The sequence below is a fragment of the Streptomyces sp. MMCC 100 genome, assembly GCF_041538145.2.
GTDB lineage: Bacteria > Actinomycetota > Actinomycetes > Streptomycetales > Streptomycetaceae > Streptomyces.
Window position 1 is genome coordinate 8,190,993 of sequence record NZ_JBGORK020000001.1, and the last position, 25,172, is coordinate 8,216,164.

At 73.1% G+C, this 25,172-nt stretch carries 22 protein-coding genes; 7 read left to right on the forward strand and 15 right to left on the reverse strand.

The annotated features are described in order from the left end of the window. Window positions 1-48 precede the first annotated feature (48 nt). Window positions 49-654 carry a Uma2 family endonuclease gene (locus ABS735_RS38020; protein WP_373904802.1) on the reverse strand — a complete coding sequence of 202 codons (606 nt, stop codon included), beginning with the start codon at window positions 652-654 and terminating at the stop codon, window positions 49-51. Window positions 655-712: 58 nt separating this feature from the next. Continuing rightward, complete coding sequence (locus ABS735_RS38025; RefSeq protein WP_373904803.1) at window positions 713-1,588, reverse strand: helix-turn-helix domain-containing protein; 876 nt, start codon at window positions 1,586-1,588, stop codon at window positions 713-715. Window positions 1,589-1,942: 354 nt separating this feature from the next. Here ABS735_RS38025 and ABS735_RS38030 point away from each other — a divergent pair, with 354 nt between their 5' ends. After that, window positions 1,943-2,818, forward strand: coding sequence for a helix-turn-helix domain-containing protein (locus ABS735_RS38030; RefSeq protein ID WP_373904804.1), 876 nt, complete (start codon window positions 1,943-1,945; stop codon window positions 2,816-2,818). Then, entirely contained in the window at window positions 2,815-3,027 is a 213-nt protein-coding gene (locus ABS735_RS38035) for a DUF397 domain-containing protein (protein WP_373904805.1), read from the forward strand. Before ABS735_RS38030 ends, ABS735_RS38035 begins: the two co-directional genes overlap by 4 nt. 15 nt (window positions 3,028-3,042) lie before the next feature. Here the strand turns inward: ABS735_RS38035 and ABS735_RS38040 are convergent, their stop codons facing one another. The 3 genes from ABS735_RS38040 to ABS735_RS38050 form a co-directional block, all read right to left on the reverse strand. Then, on the reverse strand, window positions 3,043-3,408 hold the full coding sequence (locus ABS735_RS38040) for a PH domain-containing protein (RefSeq protein WP_373904806.1): 366 nt from the start codon (window positions 3,406-3,408) through the stop codon (window positions 3,043-3,045). Between the two features lie 102 nt (window positions 3,409-3,510). Beyond that, window positions 3,511-5,127: a methionine--tRNA ligase gene (gene metG, locus ABS735_RS38045; RefSeq protein ID WP_373904807.1), complete on the reverse strand. Its 1,617-nt coding sequence runs from the start codon at window positions 5,125-5,127 to the stop codon at window positions 3,511-3,513. 115 nt (window positions 5,128-5,242) lie between these two features. After that, a complete protein-coding gene (locus ABS735_RS38050; protein ID WP_373904808.1) occupies window positions 5,243-6,664 on the reverse strand; it encodes a VWA domain-containing protein in 1,422 nt (473 codons plus the stop codon). A 263-nt stretch (window positions 6,665-6,927) separates the two neighbouring features. On the opposite strand from ABS735_RS38050, the gene ABS735_RS38055 reads away from it, so the two are divergent. Continuing rightward, the gene (locus ABS735_RS38055) at window positions 6,928-9,006 is read left to right on the forward strand and encodes a PhoX family protein (protein ID WP_373904809.1); all 2,079 of its coding nucleotides are present in this window, start codon (window positions 6,928-6,930) and stop codon (window positions 9,004-9,006) included. Between the two features lie 70 nt (window positions 9,007-9,076). On the opposite strand, the gene ABS735_RS38060 is transcribed toward ABS735_RS38055, so the two are convergent. The 3 genes from ABS735_RS38060 to ABS735_RS38070 all read right to left on the reverse strand — a co-directional run bounded on the left by ABS735_RS38060 (window position 9,077) and on the right by ABS735_RS38070 (window position 10,978). Then, window positions 9,077-9,454, reverse strand: coding sequence for an ADP-ribosylation/crystallin J1 (locus ABS735_RS38060; protein WP_373904810.1), 378 nt, complete (start codon window positions 9,452-9,454; stop codon window positions 9,077-9,079). Between the two features lie 45 nt (window positions 9,455-9,499). Next, window positions 9,500-10,420 carry a hypothetical protein gene (locus ABS735_RS38065; protein ID WP_373904811.1) on the reverse strand — a complete coding sequence of 307 codons (921 nt, stop codon included), beginning with the start codon at window positions 10,418-10,420 and terminating at the stop codon, window positions 9,500-9,502. A gap of 72 nt (window positions 10,421-10,492) precedes the next feature. Next, a complete protein-coding gene (locus ABS735_RS38070) occupies window positions 10,493-10,978 on the reverse strand; it encodes a hypothetical protein (RefSeq protein WP_373904812.1) in 486 nt (161 codons plus the stop codon). 140 nt (window positions 10,979-11,118) lie between these two features. Between ABS735_RS38070 and ABS735_RS38075 the strand changes: the two genes are divergently transcribed. Beyond that, window positions 11,119-12,315, forward strand: a complete 1,197-nt coding sequence (locus ABS735_RS38075; protein ID WP_373905149.1) for a PP2C family protein-serine/threonine phosphatase — start codon at window positions 11,119-11,121, stop codon at window positions 12,313-12,315. A gap of 94 nt (window positions 12,316-12,409) precedes the next feature. Then, on the forward strand, window positions 12,410-13,489 hold the full coding sequence (locus ABS735_RS38080) for a hypothetical protein (protein WP_373904813.1): 1,080 nt from the start codon (window positions 12,410-12,412) through the stop codon (window positions 13,487-13,489). Window positions 13,490-13,700: 211 nt separating this feature from the next. On the opposite strand, the gene ABS735_RS38085 is transcribed toward ABS735_RS38080, so the two are convergent. After that, a complete protein-coding gene (locus ABS735_RS38085; RefSeq protein ID WP_373904814.1) occupies window positions 13,701-13,910 on the reverse strand; it encodes a hypothetical protein in 210 nt (69 codons plus the stop codon). Between the two features lie 112 nt (window positions 13,911-14,022). On the opposite strand from ABS735_RS38085, the gene ABS735_RS38090 reads away from it, so the two are divergent. After that, window positions 14,023-15,372 (forward strand): helix-turn-helix domain-containing protein, encoded by a 1,350-nt coding sequence (locus tag ABS735_RS38090; RefSeq protein ID WP_373904815.1) that lies wholly within the window; start codon window positions 14,023-14,025, stop codon window positions 15,370-15,372. Window positions 15,373-15,400: 28 nt separating this feature from the next. On the opposite strand, the gene ABS735_RS38095 is transcribed toward ABS735_RS38090, so the two are convergent. The 5 genes from ABS735_RS38095 to ABS735_RS38115 form a co-directional block, all read right to left on the reverse strand. After that, on the reverse strand, window positions 15,401-16,270 hold the full coding sequence (locus tag ABS735_RS38095; RefSeq protein ID WP_373904816.1) for a hypothetical protein: 870 nt from the start codon (window positions 16,268-16,270) through the stop codon (window positions 15,401-15,403). 137 nt (window positions 16,271-16,407) lie between these two features. Continuing rightward, the gene (locus tag ABS735_RS38100) at window positions 16,408-18,078 is read right to left on the reverse strand and encodes a glycoside hydrolase family 13 protein (protein WP_373904817.1); all 1,671 of its coding nucleotides are present in this window, start codon (window positions 18,076-18,078) and stop codon (window positions 16,408-16,410) included. Between the two features lie 216 nt (window positions 18,079-18,294). Next, on the reverse strand, window positions 18,295-19,275 hold the full coding sequence (locus ABS735_RS38105) for a nucleoside hydrolase (protein ID WP_373904818.1): 981 nt from the start codon (window positions 19,273-19,275) through the stop codon (window positions 18,295-18,297). Between the two features lie 288 nt (window positions 19,276-19,563). After that, a complete protein-coding gene (locus tag ABS735_RS38110; protein WP_373905150.1) occupies window positions 19,564-20,640 on the reverse strand; it encodes a M24 family metallopeptidase in 1,077 nt (358 codons plus the stop codon). A 275-nt stretch (window positions 20,641-20,915) separates the two neighbouring features. Next, a complete protein-coding gene (locus ABS735_RS38115) occupies window positions 20,916-21,287 on the reverse strand; it encodes a DUF6479 family protein (RefSeq protein ID WP_373904819.1) in 372 nt (123 codons plus the stop codon). Between the two features lie 180 nt (window positions 21,288-21,467). Between ABS735_RS38115 and ABS735_RS38120 the strand changes: the two genes are divergently transcribed. Next, complete coding sequence (locus ABS735_RS38120) at window positions 21,468-23,318, forward strand: right-handed parallel beta-helix repeat-containing protein (RefSeq protein ID WP_476755874.1); 1,851 nt, start codon at window positions 21,468-21,470, stop codon at window positions 23,316-23,318. 282 nt (window positions 23,319-23,600) lie between these two features. On the opposite strand, the gene ABS735_RS38125 is transcribed toward ABS735_RS38120, so the two are convergent. Next, window positions 23,601-24,824, reverse strand: a complete 1,224-nt coding sequence (locus ABS735_RS38125; RefSeq protein WP_373904821.1) for an RNA-guided endonuclease InsQ/TnpB family protein — start codon at window positions 24,822-24,824, stop codon at window positions 23,601-23,603. Window positions 24,825-25,172: the final 348 nt, after the last annotated feature.

Consider the following 25,172-nt stretch of genomic DNA (forward strand, 5'->3'; position numbering starts at 1 on the left):
CAGCGAAGGGCCCGGAACCGTAGAGAGGTTCCGGGCCCTTCGCCGTCGTCACACCTGACCCTCGCTCCGGTAGAGCGGCAGGTTCTGGGTCGAGATGGTCCAGTCGGCAATGGTGACGTCCTCGCCGTAGACGAAGTCCTTGCGGGTGGCGTAGCGGGGGCCGTCCGGGGTGGCGTGGATGTCCGTGAAAACGGCGCCGGTGCCTGTGCGGGGGTCGAAGACCGCGTAGACGGGGATGCCGAGCAGGGGGTAGTCGCGCATTTTGCCCACCCAGTCGTTGCCCGGGTTGGAGCGGGAGACGACCTCGACGGCAGCGATGAGCGACCGGGGGTCGAACGACCCCTCGATGTCCATGTCGTCCTCGGCGATCACCATCAGATCGGGCCGCCGCATGACGCCTTCGGGCTCGTCCTCCACGTCCGGCTCACCGGTGTGCGCCACGATCTCTTCCGGCATCACCTTTTCCAGGCGCTTCCGGAGCCGCAGTGTGGTCAGCTCGTGCCGACCGCTGGGCGACATCATGTCGTGGACGATCCCTTCCTTGGTGATCTCGAACTTGCCGGGCAGTGTGTCGTCCGAGGACTGAACAAAGTCGCGCATGGCCCGGTAGGGGTGGGAGGCGCCCTGCTGCGCGTTGTCGGGTGCGATGGTCATGGCGCTCGCTCCTCGTCGTGTGTGCCCACGGGCTCGGGCAAGGATCGTCGAGTTCATGCTAGGCGTCCTCCGGGTGATCGGTTCGGCAGTCGCGGCAGCGACCAGGAGTCGGGGCGCGGAAGGCGCGGTCGCAGCCGTCGCAGGTCTGGAGGGGGTGCCGGGGCTCGGGGGCGGTCGACGGGGCCGGTGGCCGGAAGGGCGGCGGGGGCGGCAGCTGGGCGGTCAGGCGGTGGGCGAGGAAGGCGGCGGGCCGGATCAAGGGCTCGTCGGGCAGGTTGTCCGTCAGGGCGTGACGTACGGCGGTGGGGGCGACCTCGCGCTCCAGCCAGGCGGCGACGCCCGGGACGAGGTGTTCGGCGTCGGTGGCGGAGAGAAGGAGACGGGGGTCGCGGCGGCGCAGGCCGGTGAGGACGTCGACGGCTGCCTGGAGGAGGGCGGGGGCGGGGTACGACGGCTGGGGTACGGCGGGGAGGCGCTTGCGTGGCGGCGGCTTCTCCTGGGTCGCGCGCCGGGCGGCGGGGCGGGACGCCGTCTCCCGTGCACCGCGGCTGCTGTGTCCGGGCCTGTTGCGGGAGACCGTGCGGGTGACGATCCGGCCGGTGGACGTGCGCGTACACGTGCGTTGCAGGTAGCCGTGCTTCTCGAGCTCGCGCAGCCCGGCGGCGATGCGGGTGGGGCCCTCGGGGAAGCGGGCGGCGAGGGTCTTGATGTCGACGGAGGTGCCCTGGCGCACGGACTGGATGTAGCAGGCGAGTCCGATGGCGAGCAGCGACAGGTCCTTGTGCTGGACGAGGTGGTTGCCGACCACCGTGAAGCTCTCGGTGTGGCGGACGTTGTCGTGGACGACGCCCGCGAGCGGCGGCTCGTGAGGGTGGTCTTCGTCCGGGGTTCGGGACGTGGCGGGTACGGGCGCGTTAGGGTGCTGTGCATCCATCGGGGAAGGTCTCGCTTCCTTGGCGGTTAGGCCCTCGCATTGGGAAGCCACTCCCGGCGGGGGCCGTCGCATGTCTGGTGGTGGTCGTGTCGCCGCTGAGCGTAGGGCACGCAACCCGCCCCGAATCCAGCCAAGTTGGCATATTCACTCGCGGGAGTGACTGCGCTCGACGGGAGGGAGGGGTGGGGCTTGGTGGGGTGCTTTTCTCTCCGGTGAGTGGTTCATAGGGGGCGCAGGTACGACCGGAACCCGCCCCGTCGGGTCGCGGTGGTTGTCCGGTGGTGTCCGGTCTGTCCGGGTGGTGCGTGTGGGTAGGGCGTGGCTGGTACGACGCGGTACGACGGAGGGGTGCGCATGTCGGTGGATGGTGAGGTTCGGCAGCTCAGGACCGAGGCTGACGAGCCGGGGTGGGAGGTGGACCCGGACGACGAGTGGGGCGTGGCGGTGGTCGCTACCGTGGGGCGGCAGTTGAAGCTGCGCCGGGAGGCCGTGGGGTTGCGGGCCGGTGAGTTCGGCGAGGCCGTGGGGTACGGCGAGGATCTCGTCTACAAGATCGAGGGCGGGAAGCGGATTCCCCGGCCGGAGTATCTCGACCGGGCGGATGAGGTGTTGGGAGCGGGTGGCCTGCTCGCCGCGATGAAGGAGGATGTGGCGAAGGTCCGGTATCCGAAGAAGATTCGGGACCTGGCGCAGATGGAGGCGCGAGCGGTCGAGATCGGGGTGTATGTGTGCCACAGCATCAGTGGGCTGTTGCAGACCCCTGACCATGCCAGGGCAGCTTTCGAGTCACGGCAACCTCCGTACTCGGCAGAGGAAGTCGAGAGGATGGTCGCCGCTCGCATGGCCAGGCAGTCGATCTTCGATCGGGACCCTGCCCCTGCAATCAGCTTCGTCCTGGAAGAGGCGCCGCTCCGGCGGCCTCTCGGAGGCACAATGGTGTGGCGACAGCAGCTCGAACGTCTGTTGGAGGTGGGGCGGATGCGTAATGTCGCCCTTCAGGTGATGCCGACGCACCGCGAGACCCACCCGGGCCTGGACGGCAAGATCGAGTTGCTGAAGTTCGAGGACGGAACGGCCGTGGGACGCTCTGATGGTGCGTTCAACGGGCGGCCGATCTCCGACCCCAGGCACCTCCGCATCCTTGAGCTGCGCTATGGCACCATCCGGGCGCAGGCCCTCCCGCCGGGGGAGTCGCTGGCCTTCATCGAGCAACTGCTGGGAGAAACATGATCCGCAAGGCCTCCGCCGGGGATGCCTCCGAACTGGCGTGGTTCAAGAGCAGCTACAGCGACGGCAACGAAGGCGACTCCTGCGTCGAGGTGGCCACCACCCCCGGCACCGTCCACGTCCGCGACTCCAAGTACCGCGACGCCGGCCCGCGCCTCGCGTTGGCGCCGGAGGCGTGGGCAGGCTTCGTGGCGTACGCGTCCGGGAGCTGACGACCGGCCGCAGTCCTACCGCGCCACGAACTGGGTGAGGATCGCCTGGACCTCGTAGATGTCGACGCCCTTGGTGAAGGTCTTCTGGATGGGGGCCTGGGAACCGGACAGCCAGATCTTCAGTTCGGCGTCGAGGTCGAAGTGGCCGGCCGTCTCGACCGCGAAGTGCGTGATGCTGCGGTACGGGACCGAGTGGTACTCGGTCTTCTTGCCGGTGATGCCCTGCTTGTCGACCAGGATCAGCCGCCGGTCGGTGAACAGGATGGTGTCGCGGATCAGCAGGTAGGCCGCGTGGACCTGCTCGCCGTGGCCGAGCAGACGCGCGTACTCCTGCTGCGCCTGGGCCGGGTCGATGCTGTGCGCGTTGCCGAAGAGTGCCATGGATGTCCCCCCACGTGAGCCGGTTGTCTGTTCGATCTTCGCAAAGCGAGGGGCCCGGGAGAAGCTCCTGCCTCTCCCGGGCCCCGTGCTGTAGCGAGCGCGTTACGCGGTCGGCTTCTCCTCGAGACGGGGGAAGAGCACCGCGCCCTTGGTGACCGTGGCGCCGGCGGGCAGCCGGCCCCAGTCCGCCGAGTGCTGGACCTGCTGGTCCGCGAGGGCGCCCAGGGACGCCTCGGCACCCAGGGAGTCCCAGAGCTTCTGAGAGGTGTCCGGCATGATCGGGTTGAGGAGGACCGCCACCGCGCGCAGGGACTCCGCGGCCGTGTAGAGGATCGTCGCCAGGCGGGCCTTGCCCTCCGGCGAATCGTCCTTCGCGACCTTCCAGGGCTCCTGCTCGGTGATGTAGCCGTTGACCTGCTTCACGAAGTCGAAGACGGCCAGGATGCCGCCCTGGAAGTCCAGCTCCTCGCCGATCTTCCGGTCCGCCTCCGCGACCGCCTTGGTCAGACCGTCGTGGATGGCCTGCTCCGCGTCGCCGTCGGCCGCCGAGGCCGGCAGCGCGCCGCCGAAGTACTTGCCGACCATGGCCGCGACGCGGGAGGCGAGGTTGCCGTAGTCGTTGGCCAGCTCGCTGGTGTAGCGGGCGGAGAAGTCCTCCCAGGAGAACGAGCCGTCCTGGCCGAACGCGATCGCGCGCAGGAAGTACCAGCGGTACGCGTCCACGCCGAAGTGCGTGGTCAGGTCCTGCGGCTTGATGCCGGTCAGGTTGGACTTCGACATCTTCTCGCCGCCGACCATCAGCCAGCCGTTGGCTGCGATCTTTCCGGGCAGGGGCAGGCCCTGCGCCATCAGCATGGCCGGCCAGATGATCGCGTGGAAGCGGAGGATGTCCTTGCCGACCAGGTGCACGTCGGCCGGGAACGTCGACTCGAACCTTGCCGGGTCCTCGTTGTAACCGACGGCCGTGGCGTAGTTGAGCAGGGCGTCGACCCACACGTAGATGACGTGCTTGTCGTCCCACGGGACCGGCACGCCCCAGTCGAAGGTCGAGCGGGAGATCGAGAGGTCCTGCAGGCCCTGGCGGACGAAGTTCACGACCTCGTTGCGCGCGGACTCGGGCTGGATGAAGCCCGGGTTGGCCTCGTAGTGGGCGAGCAGCTTCTCGCTGTACTCGCTCAGCTTGAAGAAGTAGTTCTCCTCGCTGAGGATCTCCACCGGCTTCTTGTGGATCGGGCACAGCTTCTGGCCCGCGTACTCGCCCTCGCCGTCGAGCAGCTCGCCGGGGAGCTTGTACTCCTCGCAGCCCACGCAGTACGGGCCCTCGTAGCCGCCCTTGTAGATCTCGTCCTTGTCGTACAGGTCCTGCACGAACTCCTGGACGCGGTCGGTGTGCCGCTTCTGCGTGGTGCGGATGAAGTCGTCGTTCGCGATGTCGAGGTGCTCCCACAGGGGCTTCCAGGCCTCGGTGACGAGCTTGTCGGCCCAGGCCTGCGGGGTGACCCCGTTCGCCTCGGCCGTACGCATGATCTTCTGACCGTGCTCGTCCGTGCCGGTGAGGTACCACACCTTCTCGCCGCGCTGGCGGTGCCAGCGGGTGAGCACGTCGCCTGCGACGGTCGTATAGGCGTGGCCCAGGTGAGGAGCGTCGTTGACGTAGTAGATGGGGGTCGAGACGTAGTACGCCTTCGCCCCCTGCTTCTCGTTTCCAGTGGCCGCCATGGTCGAAATCCTACTGGGCCCGTGGAGATCGACTCACACGCGTTTCGGGGGGTGGACCGGGGGTTCCCCCTCGTCCACCCCCCGAAAGGGCTGATCGTGCGGCTGCTGTGCCCGGCTATGGGCGCCAGGTGGCCAGTACGCCCTCGTAGAGCTCCTTGTCGGTGAGCTCCTTGGGGGTCTCGCCGGCGAGGAAGTGGGACGCGTTGCCCGTCTTGAGCTTGCGGAGGTAGTCGAAGGCCTTGTTCTCCGGGTCACCGAAGGCGACGAAGGAGAAGTGGACGTTCGGGTGGTTCGCCGCCGCGTCGGTGAGGGACTGGGTGGCGGGGGTCTTGGCGTCGGGGGCGCCGTCGGTCTGGAAGACCACCAGGGCGGGGGTGCCGGGGGGCGCGTGCTCGGTGTGGTGGGCGAGGACGGCCTCGACGGCTGCGTGGTAGCTGGTGCGGCCCATGCGGCCGAGCGCTGCGTGCAGCTCGTCGATCTTGTTCTCGTGGTCGGTGAGGGTCAGCTCGCCGGTGCCGTCCACTTCCGTGGAGAAGAACGTGACGTGGACCGTGGCCTCGGGGTCGAGGTGTGCCGCGAGGGCGAGGGTCTGCTCGGCGAGGGCCTGGGCGGAGCCGTCCTTGTAGTACGGGCGCATGGAGGCGGAGCGGTCGAGGACCAGGTGGACCTTGGCGCGGGTGCCGGTGAGGTCGTGCTTCTTGAGGGCGGTGCCGGCGGCCTTGTAGGCGGTGGTGAGGCCGGGGGCGCGGGAGCGGAGGCGCGCCGCGGGGGTTGCGGGTTTTGACGCCTCGGCTTCGCCTTCGGCGTCCGTGTTCCCACCCGCACCACCCGTGCTGCCTTCGTTCTCGGGTGCGGGTGGCCCCTGTGGGGTGTCCTCGCCGTTGGCGGCTGCGGGTTCCGGGGCGTCCGGGGTGTCCGACGGCTCGGTCGGCTCGGGATTCTGCTCAGCCTCCGGCTCGCGCTCGGGCTCGGGTTCTACCTTGGCCTCCGGCGCTGGCACGGGCTCGGGCTTTGGCTCTGCCTTGGCCTCCGGCTCCGGCTCGGCCTCCGGCTCCGGCTCGGCCTCCGGCTCCGCCTCCGGCTTCAGCTCGGCCTCCGGCTCCGGCTCGGCCTCCGGCTCCGCCTCCGGCTTCAGCTCGGCCTCCGGCTCGGGCGTCGGCTTCGGCTCGGGCGTCGGCTTCGGCTCGGGGGCCGCCTCCGCCTCCGAGGACGGAGCGGTCTCCGGGGCCGGGGTGGGCTCGGTGGCCGTTGGTTCTGTCGGGTCCGTCGGCTTCGGGACCGTGATGTTGGCGAAGGCGGCCTTGACGAGGTCGTGCTCGTCGGGGGCGGGTTCCGAGCGGGGCTCGGGGATCTGGGAGGACTCCGGCTCGGCCGGGGCGGTCTCGGCCGGCTCCGGGGGTGCGGTGGGCTGGGACGGGAGCTTCGGCTCCGGCGCGGTGACCGGCGGTGCCGTCTCCTGCGTCGCACCCTCCGCCTGGGCGGCCCGTTCTTTGCGTGACCGGCCGAACGCGTTCCGCAGGAGAGTGAGAATGCCCATATGCGCAACCCTTCGGGTGAGTTGATGCCGTCAATCCCTGGCCAGGACGGACACGTAAGGTTAGCGGTCCCGGCTTGTGATCTTGTGCAGGGTCTGACATGCGGGCGGCGACGCGTCAAGGCCGGATCGAGACGTCGCCGTAATTCCCCCAAGGATTCCGCGGGTTCACCCGTCGTTCACCGCGACGCCCGGCTCCCGCACGTATGTGCGCCTACGGTCGCGCTGACACCAGGGCATACAGGGATTCTCAAGGGGAGAACACAGTGCGCAAGCTCCTGCCGTTGATCGGAACGCCGTCCGGTTCGCACCCCGGCGGCCGGTCCGCGATGACCTGCCGTTTCCGGTGCGGTGACGCCTGCTTCCACGAGGTGCCGAACACCAGCTCCAACGAGTACGTCGGTGACGTCATCGCCGGAGCGCTCAGCCGCCGTTCCATGATGCGTGCCGCCGCCGTCGTGACCGTCGCCGCGGCGGGCGCCGGGGCCGTGGGCGTGGCGGGGGCGCCGTCGGCGCAGGCCGCGCCCGCGGCCGGAAAGGGGCACGGGAAGCCGTCCGGGGCGCAGGGTGCGCGCGGGCTGCGGTTCACGCCCGTCGCGCCCAACACCGACGACGCCGTGACCGTCCCGGAGGGGTACCGGCAGGACGTCTTCATCCGTTGGGGTGAACCCATTCTCCGTGGGGCGCCCGCCTTCGACCCGGAGAAGCAGAGCGCCAAGGCGCAGGCCGGGCAGTTCGGGTACAACAACGACTTCCTCGCGCTGCTGCCGCTGCGGGGCGAGCACGACCGCCAGCTCCTCGTCGCCAACCACGAGTACACCGACGAGGTGCTCATGTTCCGCGGCTACGACCCCGAGAACCCGACCCGCGAGCAGGTCGAGATCGCCTGGGCCGCGCACGGGCTGTCGGTCGTCGCCGTGGAGGAGGAGAGGAGGAGCGGGCGGCTGACGCCTGTGTCGCGGCATCGGCTGAACCGGCGGGTCACCGCCACCACCGAGTTCCGGCTGACCGGGCCCGCCGCCGGGTCCGACCTGGTGAAGACCTCCGCCGACCGCACCGGCCGCAAGGTGCTCGGCACCCTCAACAACTGCTCCGGCGGCACCACCCCGTGGGGCACGACGCTGCACGGCGAGGAGAACTTCAACCAGTACTTCGCCAACAGCAGCCGGGACACCGACAAGCGGTACGGGATCGGGACCGGGGCCACCGAGCGGAAGTGGGAGCGGTTCGACAAGCGGTTCGACGTGGCCCGGGAGCCGAACGAGGTGCACCGCTTCGGCTACGTCGTCGAACTGGACCCGTACGACCCCGACTCCACGCCCCGCAAGCACACGCTGCTCGGCCGCTTCAAGCACGAGGCCGCGACCGTGCGGCTGACGGACGACGGGCGTCCGGTCGTCTACACCGGCGACGACGAGCGGTTCGACTACTTCTACAAGTTCGTCGGCAGCAAGCGGATGCGGCACGGGAACTCCCGTTGGGCGCGCGAGCACAACCTCTCGCTGCTCGACGAGGGCACCCTGTACGTCGCCGAGCTCAGCGGCGACTCCCCGGCGATCGAGATCGACGGGACGGGCACGCTGCCGCGCGACGGCGAGTTCGACGGGAGTGGCCGGTGGATCCCGCTGGTCACCGCCACCGAGGACGGTGCCGTCTCGCACGTCGACGGGATGAGCGCCGAAGAGGTGTGCGTCTTCACGCGGCTGGCCGGGGACAAGGTCGGCGCGACCAAGATGGACCGGCCCGAGGACATCGAGCCGTCGCCGACGACCGGCAAGGTGTACGTCGCCCTCACCAACAACACCAACCGCGGCGTCGGCGCCAACGCCGAGGCGGACGAGGCCAATCCGCGCAACGCCAACAAGCACGGCCACGTCCTGGAGCTGACCGAGCGCCGGAACCGGGCGGACGCCACCACCTTCGCTTGGTCGCTGTTCCTCGTCGCCGGTGACCCGGAGGACCCGGCGACCTACTTCGCGGGCTTCCCCAAGGACCGGGTCAGCCCGATCTCCTGCCCGGACAACGTCGCCTTCGACGACCACGGCAACCTGTGGATCTCGACCGACGGCAGCGCGCTCGGCAGCCACGACGGGCTCTTCGGCGTCGCGACCAAGGGCGACCGGCGCGGTGAGCTGAAGCAGTTCCTGACCGTGCCGACCGGTGCGGAGACCTGCGGTCCGCTCGTCCAGGACCGGCGGGTGCTGGTCGCGGTGCAGCACCCGGGGGAGGTCGACGGCGCCTCCGTGGAGAAGCCGGCCAGCACCTGGCCCGACGGGCCGGGGAAGATCGTGCGCCCGGCGGTCGTGGCGGTGTGGCGCGCGGACGGCCGCGACATCGGCGTCTGAGCCGGCCCGGACGGACAAGGGGGCAGCCGTCCGCCGCGCGCAGGCCGGGCGGAGGCTGCCCCCGGGCGCTCTACGCCTGCGCGTGGAACTCCCGTACGACCTCGATGCGGCCCACGATGTGGCGGTTGAACTCCGCCAGCTCCTCCGCCGGGACCCACAGCTCCAGGATCGTCTCGCCGCCGGCCCGGCGCACCGGGTAGCGCTCCAGGAAGTCCGCGTCGACCTGGAAGCGCGTGACGTAGCCCGAGCCGGAGGCGGGCACGTTCCAGTCGCGGGCGATGCGGACGGCGTAGTCCTCCTTGAGGACCGGGTGGAAGATCGGCTGCTCGGGCAGGCGCGGGGGCCAGGCCGGCCGGCCGGAGGCCTCGACGAGCGCCGGCTCCTCGGGGACCGTGGGGCGCCACAGAGTCGTCGTCCTGGTCTTCGGTCCGGTCCCGGTCTCGGTCATGGTCGACGACGTCAGCCGTCCGGGGACGGGCCCCGCCAAGCGGTTTCAGAGGCCGGTGCGCGTCGGCCGGGGCGGGGTCGGCTCGGTGACGGGCTTCGCCGGGGACCGGCGGCGCAGCAGGCGCCCGTACCGGCCCGTGAGCCAGGAGGCCAGGGCGACCGTGAGGCCGAGGCCGACCAGGAGCCAGGAGGCGGTGCGCAGGGTTTCGGTGAGGGCGTCGTAGACGGCGCCCGCGGCGGGGCCGTCCACCGGGCCGGGGAGTTCGGCGACGGTGAGCCGGCGGCCGACCACGACGGCGAGGGCGAGCAGCGCCCCGCCGAGGGCCGTGCCGATCCCGGCGGCCGTGACGGCACGGCGGCGGCAGGCGGCGACGGCGATGCCGGTGACCGCGAAGACGACGGCCGCCAGCGGCAGCCAGAAGGCGGCGACGTCGAGCACGTGGTAGCCCTTCCTGAGCCGGTCCGCCTCGTGGGCCGTGAGCACGGTGACCGCGGTGTGCCGGACCGGGATGCGCCGGGCGAAGGGCACGTGGTCCTCGGCGAGCCGGTCCCGCACGCGTTCGGTGACGGGGGCCAGGTCGACGGTGACCGCGCGTCCGGCCGTCCCGTCGTCCCGCAGGGCACGCAGTACGGCGGCGTGGACGGTGCGGTTGGCCGCGTCCCAGCCGTCGCGGAAGGCCTCGGTCCGGGTGAACGACCGGGCCGCGTCCCGCACGAAGAGCCGCACGGTGCCGTTCACGGGCCCGGCCGTGACCTCGTCGACGATTCCGGCGAATCCGGCGCCCAGGGTGTCGGCGGCCGCGTCCCGTACGTCCGGGTCGTCGGCGAGCGGCGCCATGGCCGCGACGTACCGGCCGGTGTCGGCCGGCCCGTGCATCGCCCAGCCCGCCAGCGTCGCGCACGGTGCGAGCAGGCAGGCGAGGACGATCAGGACGGCCGACAGGACGCCCCTGAGGCGTGGGAACACCCTCCCAGGGAAACCCTCGCCCTGCCCCGGGGCGACCGGTGTGACTGCATATGGCCGCCCGGGACGCGCCGGTCAGGTGGTGCGGTCCGCCCGGGTCTCCTGTGGGGGTGCGTCACGGCGGGTGTAGTAGTGGTAGACGAGCGCGGCCGTCACCGCCCCCGCGAGCAGCAGGGACGCGAGGATGCACGTGAACATGGCGACGCCGCTGCCCGAGTACAGGAACCCCAGCGCGCTGCCCGCGAACGCCCCCCACAGCGCCGCGTGACCCTCGCGCGGCAGTCGTCGGGCCACCGCGCGGACCACGAAGTAGAGGACGGCGAACGCGAGCACCGACATGAAGCCGATCAGCAGGTTCCAGCCGGTGATGGGGCCGCCGTGGCGGCGGACGGACGCGACCCAGTAGCCGTAGACCAGGGCGGTCACGACGGGCATCGCCCACTTCGTCAGCAGGTGGGTCCTCTTGCCGAAGACGTCGGGCGTCGTGCGCCTCGGCGTGCCCGGGCCCGCGCCGGTGCGGGCGCCGGTGGGTGTTGCGGGTGTGGGTACCGCCTGAGCCATGAGAGCACTCCTCTGCCTCGCCCCGTCTGCCCTGCCCCCGTCTACCAGGGCACACCTGGGCGCGTCGGCCGGCAAGTCGGGATGCGGGCCGTCCGGGGCCGTGTTTCGCTGGGCCCGTGAGGGGTCGTGTCCGCAGGCCGGTGCGCGCCCGGTGGCGGCCGCTCGGCCGGCTCGTGCACGCCGCCGGTCAGGGGGACGCCGTGTCCCGGCACGAGCTTCTCAGTGTGCGCGGCCGCAGTGTCGCCTGGGTGTTCCCGCTGCTCCTGCTCATCGGCATCGCCGCGGGCGACATCACCACCGGCGCCTTCGAGATCATCTCCTGGACGGTGCTGGTGCCGGGCGTCGCCGCCGCGATCTGCGGGGTGTGGGGAACGGCCGCCTTCGCCGTGCTCGCGCTCGGCATCTACGTCATGGCCGACACCGTCTGGCAGCACCGCGACGAGACGGGGCTGCCCGGTCTGGTCCTCGTCGTCCTCGGCGGTGCCATCGCCGTGGCGGCCGCCGGGTTCCGGGTCGGCGGCGAGCGGCGCATGCTGCACATGCGGGACATCGCCGACACCACCCGCCGTACCGTGCTGCGCCCGCTCCCGGTGGGTTTCGGCGGCCTCGACCACGCCGCCGTCTACCTCTCCGCGGACAGCGAGGCCCGCGTCGGCGGCGACTTCTACGACATCCAGCCCGGACCGCACGGCACCCGGGTCCTCGTCGGTGACGTGCAGGGCAAGGGGCTGGGCGCCGTGGAGACGGCCGCCGCGCTGCTCGGCACCTTCCGCGAGGCCGGCTACCACGAGCCGGACCTGGCGACGGTCGCCGAGCGCCTGGAGACACGCATGGTGCGCCACCGTGCGCACACCGCGGGCCTCGGCCGGTCCGACGGCGACCGGTTCGCCACCGCCGTGCTGATCGGCTTCTCGCCCGGCCTGCCGGACGCCGTGGACGCCGTCGTCTTCGGCCACGAGCCTCCGCTGGCGGTCGGGCCCGGTGGCGTGCGTACCCTGCCGGCCGCGGGCGGGCTGCCGCTGGGCATGGCCGAGCTCCTGCCGGGCCGGCCGGGTGCGGCACGTCCGGTGCACCGGCTGCCTCTCGCCGCGGACGAGACGCTGCTGCTGGTCACCGACGGGGTGACCGAGGCCCGCGACCCCGCCGGGGTCTTCTACCGGCCGACCGACGACATCGCCCGCGCCGTCGCCGCCGACGGGCGGAACGCCGCACCCGCGCGGCTGGTGTCCCTCGTACGGGACGGCACGCTGCGCCACTGCCGGGGGCGGGTGGCCGACGACACCACCGTCTTCGCGGTACGGCGGACACCGGACCGGGAGGAGTCGGCCGACGGGTGAGTGCCCCGCTTTGCAGCCGCAGCGGTTACGGTGCTGCCGTACGTGATCGACGGTGGTCGACAGGGATCGACAGGGATCGACAGGGGGAGGGGACATGCCCGGAACCGTGCTGCTGCTCGCGGCGTCGCCCGTGGGCCGGGGGTGCCTGGTGGACGCCGCCTCCGTGCTCCCCGTGCTCGCGGCCGTGCCGCCCGCCGTGCTCTCCGGCACGGACACGGCGAACGTCGTGGAACTCGCCGACCCGTTGGAGCCGCAGGCGGTCCTGACCCGGCTGCGGGCCGCGGCGGCGGCCCCCGGACCGCTCACGGTCTACGTCGCCGGGCAGCTCCAGCTGGACCGGCGCCAGCGCCTGCCGCATCTGGCGCTGGCCCGTACGACCCCGGCGAACGTCCGCTACACCGCCCTGCCCTGGCACTGGATCCGTGAGGAGCTGCGGCTGCGGCCGAGCGGGGCGACGACGCTGCTGCTCGATCTGCACGCCGACCACGAGACCTGGCAGTGGCTGCGGACCAGCCCGCTGGACTCCGGGCGCAACAACGCCGTTTACGGTCGCGTCGCGCCGCCGCCCGCACGGCGGACGGTGGCCGTCCCGTCGTACATGCGGGGCGTCGCGACGATCCTGCGCAGCGGGCACCGGCCGCCGCCGGACGAGCTGCACCAGCAGGCGCTGGCCCGGGCCGCGGCCGACGGCACGGGCAGTGGCGCGGCGACCGGTGCGGACCTGGTGCTGACGGCGCCGGGGCCGGTGGCGGGCGACCCGCACGCCGTCATCGCCGCCGCCGTGCGCTCCGGGCGGCACGGGGACGCCGACGCGCTCGCCGCCCGGCACGAGCGGGCCGCGGCCCACGCGCACGGGCCCGCCTCCGAGGACGCGCTGCACTGGACGGAGGTCCGGGCCGACCTGGCGATGTTCGCGGGGGACCCGGTGCGCAGCTGCCGGGCCTGGCTGACGGTGGCCGAGGCCCGGCTCGGCGCCGGGCAGCCCCCGCAGGCGCCCGCCGTGGAGGCGGCCGTCGACCGGGCCCACCACCAGTGGGGGCGGATCCGCGACGCCGGACGCGCCCGCGAACTGGGACCACCCCTCGCGGCGTTGCGCGGCCGCGTGCCGGGCCGCCGCGAGGGCGCCCTGGACCACGTCCAACGCGAACTGAGCCGACTCCAGACCCAGGGGTGAGCGCAGCACCCGGCGCGGCAGTCGGCACCTGGGCACCGGGCCACCTGGGCACCGGGGCGGGCAGGTTCGGGCCGCCGAGACGGTGTGGCGCCGGGGCCGACGGGAGGCCGGGCCGACGGGCCGACGGGCAGCGGGGTGGCGGCCTGCTGGGGTGCTGCCGGTTGGACGGGCCCCGGGGCGTGGGCTCGGTGGTTGTCGGGACGGGGTCGTCCTAGCGGGTCACGGCGGCCAGGTCGTCCGGGGCGCGCTCGGTGTCGGATGCCGGTGCCGGTGCCGGTGCCGGTGCCGGTGCCGGGGGCGAGGAGCGGGGTACCGGGTCCACGGGGCCCGCGTTCGCGGCCAACAGCAGGCAGGCCACGGCGGCGACGGCGGCGGCGAGGGCTCTGGCGTAACGTTCGGCGGTGCGGGTGCGTACGGGCACGGTGTCCTCTGCGGGATCAGGGATTGTGTCAAGCGCGGTTAAGCGCGCTTAATACGCCGTTTAACCTAGAGCCGTCCGAGCCGAACGGCAAGAGCCACATGGGGAGTTGGCAGTGGGGGACCGTGACGACCGAAACGCCGTCGGACGCCGGGTGCAGCGACTGCGCGCCGAACGCGGGATGACCCAGCGCCAGCTGGCGGAGCCGGCCTACACACCCGCCTACATCTCCACCCTGGAGGCCGGCCGCGTCCGCCCCTCCGAGGAGGCGCTGCGGCACCTCGCCGAGCGGCTCGGCGTCGGCTACGAGGAGCTGGCCACCGGACGCCCCGCCCGCCTCGCCACCGACCTGCGCCTCAGGCTCACCGAGGCGCAGCGCGCCCTCGCCACCGAAGGCGCCGAACAGGCGGCCGGCCAGTACACCGAGCTGCTCGCCGAGGCAGAGGCGTACGAGCTGGCCGAGGAGCAGGCCGCGGCACTGCTCGGACTCGGGGAGTGCGCCGTGGAGACCGGCGAACTGGCCGCCGGACGGCAGTACTTCGAGCGCGCCGAGCAGTGCCTCGCCGACGCCGACGCCCCGCTGCCCGCCCGCGTCCCCGCCGTACGCGGTCGCGCTCTCTCCCACTACCTCGCGGGTGAACTGCGGTACGCCGTCTACCTGCTGGAATCCACCCTCGACGAGCTGAACCGCGGCGGCCTGCACGACCCCGACGCGCTGCTGCTGCTCTACGCCAGCGCCATCGGCCCGTACATGGACATGGGCGCCCACGCCCGCGCCGCCCAGGCCGCCGAACTCGCCCTCTCCCTCGCGCCCAGCGCCGGCGACCCCGCGCTGGTGGCCCGCATGCACCGCTCCGTCGCCCGCACCCTGCTCGCCGAGGGCCGCCTCGCCGAGGCCGACGCCTCGCTGGCCAAGGCGGCCGAGCTGTACCGCACGCTGCAACTCCGTACCGAACTGGCCAACTGCCACTGGATGCGCGGCTACGTCTGCGCCCAGAACGGCGAACTCCCGCGCGCCGAGGAGGAGATGCGCGAGGCCCTCGGCATGCTGTCGGCCACCCGCGCCGCCCTCTACAGCAGCCAGGTCGCCGTCGAGCTGGCCGACGTACTGCACCGGCGGGGCAAGTCCGAGGAGGCCGCCGAGCTGCTGCGCGGCGTCCTTGACGACCTCTCCTCGGAACGCGGCGCCGTGCACTCCGCGGGCGCGCACCGGCTGCTCGGCATCATCGCCGAGGACGCCCGGGACACCGAGGCCGCCGAGGAGCACTACGTCCGTGCGCTGAGCCTGCTGGAGCGGGCCGGCGCGGCCGGTGACCTCGCCGACCTGTGCCGGCTCCTCGGCGACCTGCTGCGCCGCACCGGCCGCGTCGAGGCGGCCCTGGACGCCTACCGCACCGGCCTCGGCCACCGCACCGCGCCGGGCACGACCACCCTGGGGCCGGCGCCCGCACAGCCGCCGTTGTAGCCCGCGCGGTGCCGTTCCCGCCGTGCCGTCACACCTGGGCCCGGCCCTGCCGCCGGGCCTCCGTCAGCCGCTCGGTCCCCACCTCGACGCAGGTCCGGGTGGCGTCGTCGGCCGGTTCGCCGAGGGTGCCGTTGGTGAGGCTGAACGCGTCGTCGCCGACGCGGACGGCGACGAGGTCCACGGTGAGGACCTCGCCCTCGGAGTCGGCCCGGGTGGACCCGGTGCCTTCTGCCGCGCCGCTCACCGTCACCCGCAGACCCTCGCGGGCGTCCCCCGCCTCCGGCGGCGTCAGGGCGGTGACCCGGATCTCCCGGTTGGTGCCGTCGGTGGCGGCCCGGGCCTCGAAGCGCCCGCACGTGTCCGGCAGCGTCCCCAGCCACGCCAGTGTCGTGTCGATGTCGGCGGCGCGGTAGGAGGTGATCCGGTAGTGCAGCTGGGCCCCGCCGTCCGCGTCGTCCAGGGCGGCCGCGGCCCGGGGTGCGGTGGCGGCGCTCCCGCCGAAGAGGTCCTCGGTGTAGAGGACGTCGAGCAGCCGTCGGCAGTCGGCCCGCCCGGTCCGTTCCGCGGTGGCCTTGAGCATCTCGTCCCGCCAGGTCGCGGCACCCCGCGTCGGCCCCCACGCCTCCCCCAGGTCGGCCGCCGTGACCAGGGCCGCCCGCGCCTGCCCCCGGGTGAGCACCGGCGGCAGGGCGGGTGACGGAAGCGTGGCCGGGGACTGCGCGGTCGGCGGTGCCGTGCCGGCCGGCCGGTCCGCCGCCCGCTCACCGGCGTCGCAGGCGGTCGCCGTCAGTGCCAGCGCCAGCGAGAGCGCGGCGCCGAGCAGCGGACGGGCGGCGGGGGTGAGCGACGGGCGGGCGGCGGGGGCGAGTGACGGGCGGGCGGCGGGGGCGTGCTGCATCGGTGCCTCCTGGAGGGCCGGTGCGACCGGCGCCGTTCAGGATCGGTCACCCCTCCACGGCACCACCGTCCCCGCCCCGCCACCAGCGTGCGCGGCCGTCCGGGTGAGAGCGCCGGGCAGGGGCGCGGGCGGACCGGTTACAGCCCCAGCCACGCCGTCGTGTCCGGGCCCAGCCGGCCGTCCTCCAGCGGCGCGCTGCTCAGCAGGACCTCTCCGGCCGGCAGGTCGACCGGCCGGACGGAGAGGTTGGTGACGCAGCGCCAGCCGTCCGAGCGGTCGAACCGCAGCACCCCCGCCGGGACGTCGTCCGACCAGGTCAGCGCCTCGCCGTCGAGCAGCTTGCGGCGCAGGCGCAGGGCGGTGCGGTACAGCTCCAGCGTCGAGCCCGCCACCCCGTCCTGGGCCTGGACGGCGTACGACGCGAAGTCCGGCGGCTGGGGCAGCCACGCCGCGCCCGCGCCGAAGCCGTACGACGGCCCGTCCGTCGTCCACGGCAGCGGTACCCGGCAGCCGTCGCGGCCCTTGCGGACGTGCCCGGTCTGCTCCCAGATCGGGTCCTGGAGGACCTCCGTGGGCAGGTCGGCCACCTCGGGCAGTCCCAGCTCCTCGCCCTGGTAGAGGTACGCCGAGCCGGGCAGCGCCAGCATCAGCAGCGTCGCCGCGCGGGCCCGGCGCAACCCGGCCGCCGCGTCGACGGCGGGCGCGTGGCCGCCGGACAGCAGCCAGGCGTCGGTGTCCGTGCCCGGCGGCAGCACGAGGCGGGTGGCGTGGCGGACGACGTCGTGGTTGGACAGCACCCAGGTCGCCGAGGCGCCGGCGGCACGCGCGTCGGCCAGCGAGCCGGTGATGACCTCGCGCAGCTCGGCCGCGTCCCAGCCGGTCTGGAGGTACTCGAAGTTGAAGGCCTGGCCGAGTTCGTCCGGGCGGGCGTACAGCACGCGCCGGGCGCCCGGGACCCAGGCCTCGGCGACCGCCGTGCGGGGCGGGGTGTAGGAGTCGAGGATCTTGCGCCAGTCGCGGTAGACCTCGTGGACGTCGTCGCGGTCGTAGAAGGGGTGGGTGCCCGGCGCGAACTCCGTCAGGGCCGCCTCGCCGCTCAGTTCGGGGGCGCCGAGGTCGCGCAGCGGCTCGGTCAGGTCCTTGACCAGCGCGTGCGCGACGTCGACGCGGAAGCCGTCGACGCCCCGGTCGCACCAGAACCTCAGCGTGGTGCGGAAGTCGGCGCGGACCTGCTCGTTCTCCCAGTTCAGGTCGGGCTGCTGGGGTGCGAAGAGGTGCAGGTACCACTGTCCGTCGGGCACCCGCTTCCAGGCGCTGCCGCCGAACACGGACTGCCAGTCGGTGGGCGGCAGTTCGCCGTGCGTGCCGCGGCCGTCGCGGAAGACGTACCGGTCGCGGGCGGCCGACCCGGGACCGGCGTCCAGGGCCTCGCGGAACCACGCGTGGCGGTGCGAGGTGTGGTTGGGGACCAGGTCGACGATCACCTTCAGGCCCAGCCGGTGGGCCTCGGCGGCCATCGCGTCGAAGTCGTCCAGCGTGCCCAGGCGCGGGTCGACGCCGCGGTAGTCGTCGACGTCGTAGCCGCCGTCGGCGAGTTCGGAGGGGTAGAAGGGGCTCAGCCACAGGGCGTCGACGCCGAGGGCGGCCAGGTGGGTCAGGCGCTGGGTGACGCCGCGCAGGTCTCCGAGCCCGTCGCCGTCGGCGTCGGCGAAGCTGCGGGGGTAGACCTGGTAGATGACGGCCTGCCGCCACCAGTTGGGGTCCTTGGACGACAGGTCGGGTGTGCCGGCGGTGCTGCGTACGGTCACGCGGCCTCCTTCGCGGGTGCGTGCGGGCGGACACGAACGGATCCGCCGGGCCCGGATCCGTTCATGCCGGGTCCGTTCGTGCCGGGTCCGTTCGTGTCGGGTCCGTTCGTCTCGGATCCGTGGGTCGTATCGGGTGGGATTTTGTCGGGGCCGGATCTGTTAGGTCTGTCCAGATCACCCGAAAAGCGAACCCGTGCGCCCGCGACGCGCCGGTGGCTACGCCTCCGTGCGCTCGACCGCCCCGAGGTACAGCTCCACGTAACGGGCCACGTCCACGTCCAACGCCACGTCGACCAGCGGCTGTTCGCGCATGCCGTCGTGCAGCTCGGACTCCCCGACGCGCAGGCGGCGGTCGACGAGCGTCTGGCCGCGCGCGGGACCGGGGGCGAGGGACACCTCGACGGGCAGCCGCCGCGTGGTCAGGCCCTCCGGGTCGATCACCGCGCAGACCGCGCCCGCGTCGCCGAGCCCGCCGCCGGGGTCCGTGGCGTCGGTGGCCGGGCCGCGGTGGGCGAGCAGCTCCCCGGCGAGCCGGGTGCCGGGCTCGGCGCTCGCGCGCAGCCGGCGTACGTCCGCACCGGGCACGATCACCCGCTCGAACACGTCCAGCCCGTACATCGTGATCGGCACCCCGGCCGTGAGCAGGATCGCGGCGGCCTCCGGATCGTGCCACACGTTGAACTCGGCGACCGGCGTCGCGTTCCCGGTGGCCACCGCGCCGCCCATGAACACGATCCGCTCGATGTTGCCGGTGACCTCCGGATGGGTGCGCAGCAGCAGCGCGATGTTGGTCAGCGGTGCGGTGGGGATCAGCGTGACCGGACGCGGGGAGGCGAGGATCTCCCGGCGCAGCAGCGTCACCGCGTCCACGTCGGCGGGGGCGCGGGTGGGGGCGGGCAGCCCGAGGTCGCCCATGCCGTCGGCCCCGTGCACGTGCCGCGCGGTGCGCACGCCCTCGATCAGCGGCCGCTCGGCGCCCCGGGCGACGGGGACGTCCGGCGCGCCTGCCCGCTCCAGCACGGTCAGCGTGTTCCGTACGACCCCCGCCACGTCCGTGTTCCCGGCCACGCAGGTGACCGCGCGCAGGTCGAGGCGCGGGTGGCGGACCGCCAGCAGCAGGGCCAGGGCGTCGTCGATGCCGGTGTCGCAGTCGATGATCACCGGGATGGGCTGCTGCTGGTCGGAGGGGGTCGTCACGGCGGGGGCTCCTTACGATGCGTGCGGGCGCCGGTGACCCTACGCGGGCTCGGTGCGACACCCACGGCTCGGGGCCGCGCGGGCCGGCTTCGGCGGGCGGCACGATGCGGCTGCGCTGCCCGGCCGGGCTGGCACGATGCGGCTTCGCTTCCCGGCCCGGGGGCAGGATGCGGCTTCCCTTCCCGGCCCCAGAGGCCGTGCGGCGCGCCTTCTGCGCGGGTGGGCGGGTGCGCACGGCGTGGGGGACGGGCGCGGAGGCGAGCGGGGTTGCCCCGTCGGTGCACGATGTCAGTGGACGATCACCAGCTCGTGCGAGGTGGTGTTGAGCCGCCGGCCACCTTCCTCCGTGCAGGTCACGACGTCCTCGATGCGGACGCCGAAGCGGTCCGGGAGGTGGATGCCGGGCTCGATGGAGAAGCACATGCCGGGTTCGAGCGGCTGCTCCTCGCCCTCCACCAGATAGGGCGGCTCGTGGGTGGTGACACCGACACCGTGGCCGGTGCGGTGCGCGCCGTGCCCGGCGTGGCCGGCCTCCTCGAGCACCGCGCGGGCCGCCCGGTCGACCTCCTGGCACGACACCCCGGGCCGCACCGCCTCGAAGGCCGCCCGCTGCGCGGCACGTACGGTCTCGTGGACCCGGCGCTCCTCGTCCGTCGGCGCCCCGACGTGGACGGTGCGGGCGGTGTCGAAGCCGTAGCCGTCCCGCACGCCGCCGAAGTCCAGGACGACCATGTCACCGTCCCCGATGACCCGGTCACCGGGCCGGTGGTGCGGGTCGGCCCCGTGGGGTCCGGCGCCGACCACCGTGAAGTCGACCCGGTTGTGGCCGTGCTCGCGCAGCAGCCCGGCCAGGTCGGCGGCCAGCTCGCGTTCACTGCGCCCGCCGAAGCGCAGCCCGAGGACCTCCTCGTACGCGGCGTCCGCCGCCGCTGCCGCGGCCGCCAGCCGGGCCACCTCGTGCTCGTCCTTGACCGCGCGCCGCATGGGCAGGACGACGGACAGCGGCTGGTAGGTGGCGAGCGGCAGGGACTTCTGGAGGCAGAGCAGGTGCAGTGCCCAGGTCGCGTCGGAGACGGCGTAGCGGCCGTGCGGACGCAGCAGCCCGGCCGCGGCGGCGTAGGCGTCCTGGCCCTCCCACCAGTCGGAGACGCGTACCGCGCCCGCGCCGGGTGCCGCCTCGGCGGTCGGGCGGTCGATCGCCGGTACCAGCAGCCGGGGCTGGGAGTTGGCGGTGAGGACGAGGAGGGTGAGGCGTTCGGTGGTGGCGGTGGGCCGGTAGCCGCACAGCCACACCAGGTCGGGGCCGGGGGTGACCAGTACGCCGGCGAGCCCGAGGGCGGCGGCCTCATAGGCGGTGCGGTCCATGCGGGCCGCGTAGACCTCGTCCGTGAAGGCGGCGGGGGCGCCGGCGCCCGGCACGGGAGTCTCACCGGTCGCGCCGGTCACGTGTGCCTCACCCGCCTCGCGCGGGTCGTTCACGGCCGACGGTGACGCACGGCGTGTGCGGGCCTTCCGGGACCGGCCATGTCGTCGCCTCCAGGGACCTGGTGGGGCATCTCCCGCGCGGGCAAACGCGGGTCTCCTCCAGTGAAGGCCGGAGGGCACCGTCACGCCCTCCGGTGTACCGCCGGACGGGTGACTCAGACGTGCCCCGGCCCACCGCTGCCGAAGGCGCCGCTCGACCCCGGCGACCAGCGGCGGCGGTGCTGGTCGTCGCCCCGGCGGCTGCCCGAGTGGTGCAGCTGGTAGGGCATGAGCCGTGGGCTCCCGTCCTCGTTCAGCGGGATCTCGTCCGGTTCGCGCATCTCCCGCTCCTCGCGGACGGCACCGGTGTCCGGGAGGTGCGGCTGTTCGTCGGCACGGGGGCGGTCGGGCTCCCGGTCCATGACCCGCATGCCCGTCCGTACGGCCCAGATCAACGCGCCGGCGATCACCAGCCCGATGATGAAGACCACCGTCACTCTCAGCCCGCCCGTGGGCGCGGCCAGCAGTACATACGTTGCCGTACTCATGTTCTGATTATGTACCCCCAAATGAGATAAAGCGCCTAATATGTCCGCGCTGTCTCCTCATCCCCTCGCGTACGTCCTGGGGTATGTCCCCGTGCGTGTCTTCGTTTGTGTCCCCGTGCGTGTCCCCGTGCGTGTCTTCGTGCGTGTCCTCGCGAGGGTCCTCGTGATTGGGACGGGCCGGTGGCTGGTACCCGGGCGGCACGGGGCGGTGTCGGCCTCGAGCCTCCGTCCCTGCCGCGTCACCGGTGGAAGGAGCACCCCATGACCGCGCCGCTGACGGCTGACGCCCATGAGTACGGTCTGGTCGGGGACGGCGTCGCCGACGACCGGCCGGCCCTGCAGAAGCTGGTGGACGCGCTGGGCGACGCCACCGCCGCGGACGGCCGCCCGCGCACCGTGCGCGTGCCCGCCGGGCGGTACGTGATCCGGGACCGGCCGGTGCTCTGGCGCAGCGGGGTCTCGCTGGTCGGCGCCGGACGGGGCGCCACGTGCTTCGCCCTCGCCAACCCGGGCGCCCCCACGCAGCCGGTGCCCCTGGCCTGGTTCACCACCGCGCAGCACGGCGCGGGATGGGACCGCCACATCGCCGACGTCACCTTCGCCCACTTCGAGATCGACGGACTGGCGGTGGAGACCGAGGAGTACGAGGTCCTGGCCAAGGGGCTGGGCCTGCAGTACGTGCTGCGCGGACGCTTCACCGACCTGTACATCCACGACACCGCCGCCACCGGCTTCGGGTGCGACTTCCTCCAGGACACCGTGGTGGAGGGGGTGCTGGCCGAGCGGTGCGGGCGGCAGGACCCCGGCGAGAAGATGGGCGGCGCGGGCATCGGGATCGGGGTCGGCGGGTGGGGGCCGGTCGAACGGCTGGCGGTGACGGACTGCACGGCGCGCGGCAACGGCACCAACGGCATCTTCCTCGAACTCCAGCAGGAGGAATGGGTCCCGCCCCGCGGCATCCGCATCACCGCCTGCCACACCGAGGACAACCGCTACGGCATCTCCGACTGGGGCGCCGACGGCCTGCTCGTCACCGGGTGCGCCATGCTCGGCAACCACGTCGCCGGGTTCGACGTGTCGGCACAGGGCACGACGAACGTCGGCGGCCGCGGCGGCATCGTCACCGGGTGCGTGATCGACGGCAACGCCGGGGACGGGATCGCGCTCGGCAACACCCCCGGGCCGTACGGCTTCCACGGCAACCGCGTCAGCAACAACGGGCGGTACGGCTACTGGGAGCACAACCTGTCCGGCGGCGACCAGGAGCCCGCCACGGACATCGTCCTGGAGTCCAACGACATCCACGACAACGCGCTGGACGGCATCCGCGTCGACGCCCCGCTGCACGAGCCCGCGATCTTCGGCAACCGGGTCCGCGGCAACGGCCGCCGGGCCGCGCCTCAGACGCGAGGGGGCGGCGAGGGCGTCCACTGCGGGCCGCTGTCCCTGACCGACGAGCGGGCCGACTGGCTCCCGGGCGGCCACCGGGGCAAGGAGCTGACCGTCGGCGGCCGGGGCGCCGGAACGCCGGGGGAGGCGACCGCCGACGGCTCCGCCGGCAGCGGCGGCGACGGCTCGGACCGCGGCGCTGCCGGCGGCTCCGGCGGCAGCGGCGGCGACGGCTCCGGCGGCAGCGCTGCGGACGACTCCGCCGAGGCGGCCGCCGAGGTCACCGCCGTGGTCGTCGACAACACCGCCACCGAGCTGACCCTCGCCCCCGTGCGCCCGGGCGCCGACACCGCCTGGCCCGACGGCACCCCGGGCCCCGGCACCTCCTACCGCCTCCCGGACTGCCCGGCCCCGCGCGCCGGTCTCACCGCGGCCGCCGCCGTGACCCACCCGTACGTGCACGGCAACCGGATCCGGGACGACGGGCGCCCCCGCACCCAGATCCACGCCATGTGGATCGCGCCCGAGGCCACCTGGACGGGCGGCCGGGTCTCCGGCAACGACTTCAGCGGCAACGCCTCGGCGTCGACCCGCTTCGACTCGGCGCCGAGCGGCGGGCGCTGGCGCGACAACGCGGGCTGACGTGGGCCGATCCGGGCTGACGCGGGCCGACCGGGCGGCGGCGGGCTGGACGCGGCCCATCCGGGCTGACGCCGGTCGGCTCCGTCGGACTCGGCGTCAGGGTGCCCGCAGGGCGTCCACCGCGATCCGGGCCGCGGTGCCGATCACCGCGTCCGCGGCCGGGAGCACCGCCGCGGTGTGGGCGGGCGGTGCACGCGCCGCCGTGTGAAGACGGCCACGGCTTGACTTGCTCCTCGGGCTGTAGCCCGAGGATTCTGGCCTTCTCGACCTGGTGCTGTGCCGCTACGCGGCACGGGGTTCGGTCGGGAGTCCGTGGCTTCCTGTTTCTTCGCGCTGTGCCGGGACTGCTCCCGGTCTTATCGACGCTCCGCAGGCTGATACCGCCAGTCCGGCGGCCTGTTGGATGTTGATCGCGGCGTTGTGGTCCCGGTCGTGGACGGTGCCGCAGGTGGTGCAGGTCCATTCCCGGATGTTGAGGGGTTTGGGCCCGTCCTTGACGCCGCAGGTGGAGCAGGTCTGGGAGGTCGGGTCGAATCGGCCGATCGTGACCAGTGTGCGGCCGTACCGCTCCGCTTTGTACTTCAGCATGCCGACGAAGGAGGACCATCCGGCGTCGTGCACGGACTTGGCCAGCCGTGTGCGGGCCAGTCCCGCCACTGACAGGTCTTCCACGGCGATTCCTTGGTTCTCGAAGATCGGCTTCGTGGAGAGCTGGTGGTGGAACTCGCGGCGCGCGTCGGCGACCTTGGCGTGGGCGCGGGCGACCTTCAGGCGGGCCTTGTCACGGTTCTTCGATCCCTTCTGTTTGCGGGACAGCTCCCGCTGGGCCTTCTTCAGCTTCTTCTCCGCGCGCCGCAGGAAACGCGGGGAGTCGATCTTCGTACCGTCGGATAGGACGGCAAAGTGGGTGAGGCCGAGGTCGATGCCGACGGTGCGGTCGGTTGCGGGCATCCGTGCCCGATCGGCGGCAGGATCGGTGTCGACGACGAAGGACGCGAAGTACCTGCCTGTCGCGTCCTTGACCACAGTGACGGACGACGGAGTGGCGGGCAGGATGCGGGACCACTTCACCTTCACCGCACCGATCTTCGGCAGGCACAGCCGACCTCCGTCGGTGATGCTCCAGCGCGCATTGGCGGTGAACCGCACCGACTGCCGCGCATCCTTCCGCGACTTGAAACGGGGCGCACGCACCTTCGGTCCCTTGCGGGTGCCCTTGAGGGAGGCGAAGAAGGTGCGGTACGCGGTCTCGGCGTCGCGAAGGGACTGCTGGAGCACCACCGCGGACACCTCCCCCAGCCAGGACCGCTCGGCTGTCCGCTTCGCGTCGGTGATCAGCTTCCGCGACAGCACAGCCACCGTCGGGAACGGCCGACCCACCCTGCGAGCCTCCTCACGAGCACGGACCGCGTCGTTGAACACGACCCGGGCACACCCGAACGCCCTCGCCAACGCGACCCGCTGACCGGCATCCGGGTACACCCGAAACGCGTACCGAAGCTGCATGCGAAGACCGTACGAACAAGCCACCCCAGCCGTAACCCGGAACATCCGTTCCCTGTCTCACCCCACCGATGGCAGCCTTGACTTGCCCGGCTTCGCCGGAACCCCGCTGTGGGGCTCCGCGCCGCAGTCCCGAGATTCGCTTCACCACCGGGCTGAAGCCCGATGCAGTGTGAAGGAACCTCGGTAGCAGCCGCCGTCGGGGTATTCGACGACGCCGATCTCGTTGCGCGTGCACGTCTTCGAAGGGGAAGCCCGAGGCCAAGCGCCGGCCAGACCCGGAGGTCCACGATGCGGCGCATCGCGGCGCCGTACCCGGGCGGGCAGGCCTCGTCCCGCCAGAGGGCGCCG

Bases quoted from the DNA above. Each gene is read 5' to 3' on its own strand.
- ABS735_RS38020 (WP_373904802.1), bottom strand. From the start codon at position 654: ATGACCATCGCACCCGACAACGCGCAGCAGGGCGCCTCCCACCCCTAC.
- metG (WP_373904807.1), bottom strand. From the start codon at position 5,127: ATGGCGGCCACTGGAAACGAGAAGCAGGGGGCGAAGGCGTACTACGTC.
- ABS735_RS38125 (WP_373904821.1), bottom strand. From the start codon at position 24,824: ATGCAGCTTCGGTACGCGTTTCGGGTGTACCCGGATGCCGGTCAGCGG.
- ABS735_RS38060 (WP_373904810.1), bottom strand. From the start codon at position 9,454: ATGACCGAGACCGGGACCGGACCGAAGACCAGGACGACGACTCTGTGG.
- ABS735_RS38035 (WP_373904805.1), top strand. From the start codon at position 2,815: ATGATCCGCAAGGCCTCCGCCGGGGATGCCTCCGAACTGGCGTGGTTC.
- ABS735_RS38050 (WP_373904808.1), bottom strand. From the start codon at position 6,664: ATGGGCATTCTCACTCTCCTGCGGAACGCGTTCGGCCGGTCACGCAAA.
- ABS735_RS38030 (WP_373904804.1), top strand. From the start codon at position 1,943: ATGTCGGTGGATGGTGAGGTTCGGCAGCTCAGGACCGAGGCTGACGAG.
- ABS735_RS38080 (WP_373904813.1), top strand. From the start codon at position 12,410: ATGCCCGGAACCGTGCTGCTGCTCGCGGCGTCGCCCGTGGGCCGGGGG.
- ABS735_RS38095 (WP_373904816.1), bottom strand. From the start codon at position 16,270: ATGCAGCACGCCCCCGCCGCCCGCCCGTCACTCGCCCCCGCCGCCCGC.
- ABS735_RS38115 (WP_373904819.1), bottom strand. From the start codon at position 21,287: ATGAGTACGGCAACGTATGTACTGCTGGCCGCGCCCACGGGCGGGCTG.
- ABS735_RS38070 (WP_373904812.1), bottom strand. From the start codon at position 10,978: ATGGCTCAGGCGGTACCCACACCCGCAACACCCACCGGCGCCCGCACC.
- ABS735_RS38040 (WP_373904806.1), bottom strand. From the start codon at position 3,408: ATGGCACTCTTCGGCAACGCGCACAGCATCGACCCGGCCCAGGCGCAG.
- ABS735_RS38025 (WP_373904803.1), bottom strand. From the start codon at position 1,588: ATGGATGCACAGCACCCTAACGCGCCCGTACCCGCCACGTCCCGAACC.
- ABS735_RS38110 (WP_373905150.1), bottom strand. From the start codon at position 20,640: ATGGACCGCACCGCCTATGAGGCCGCCGCCCTCGGGCTCGCCGGCGTA.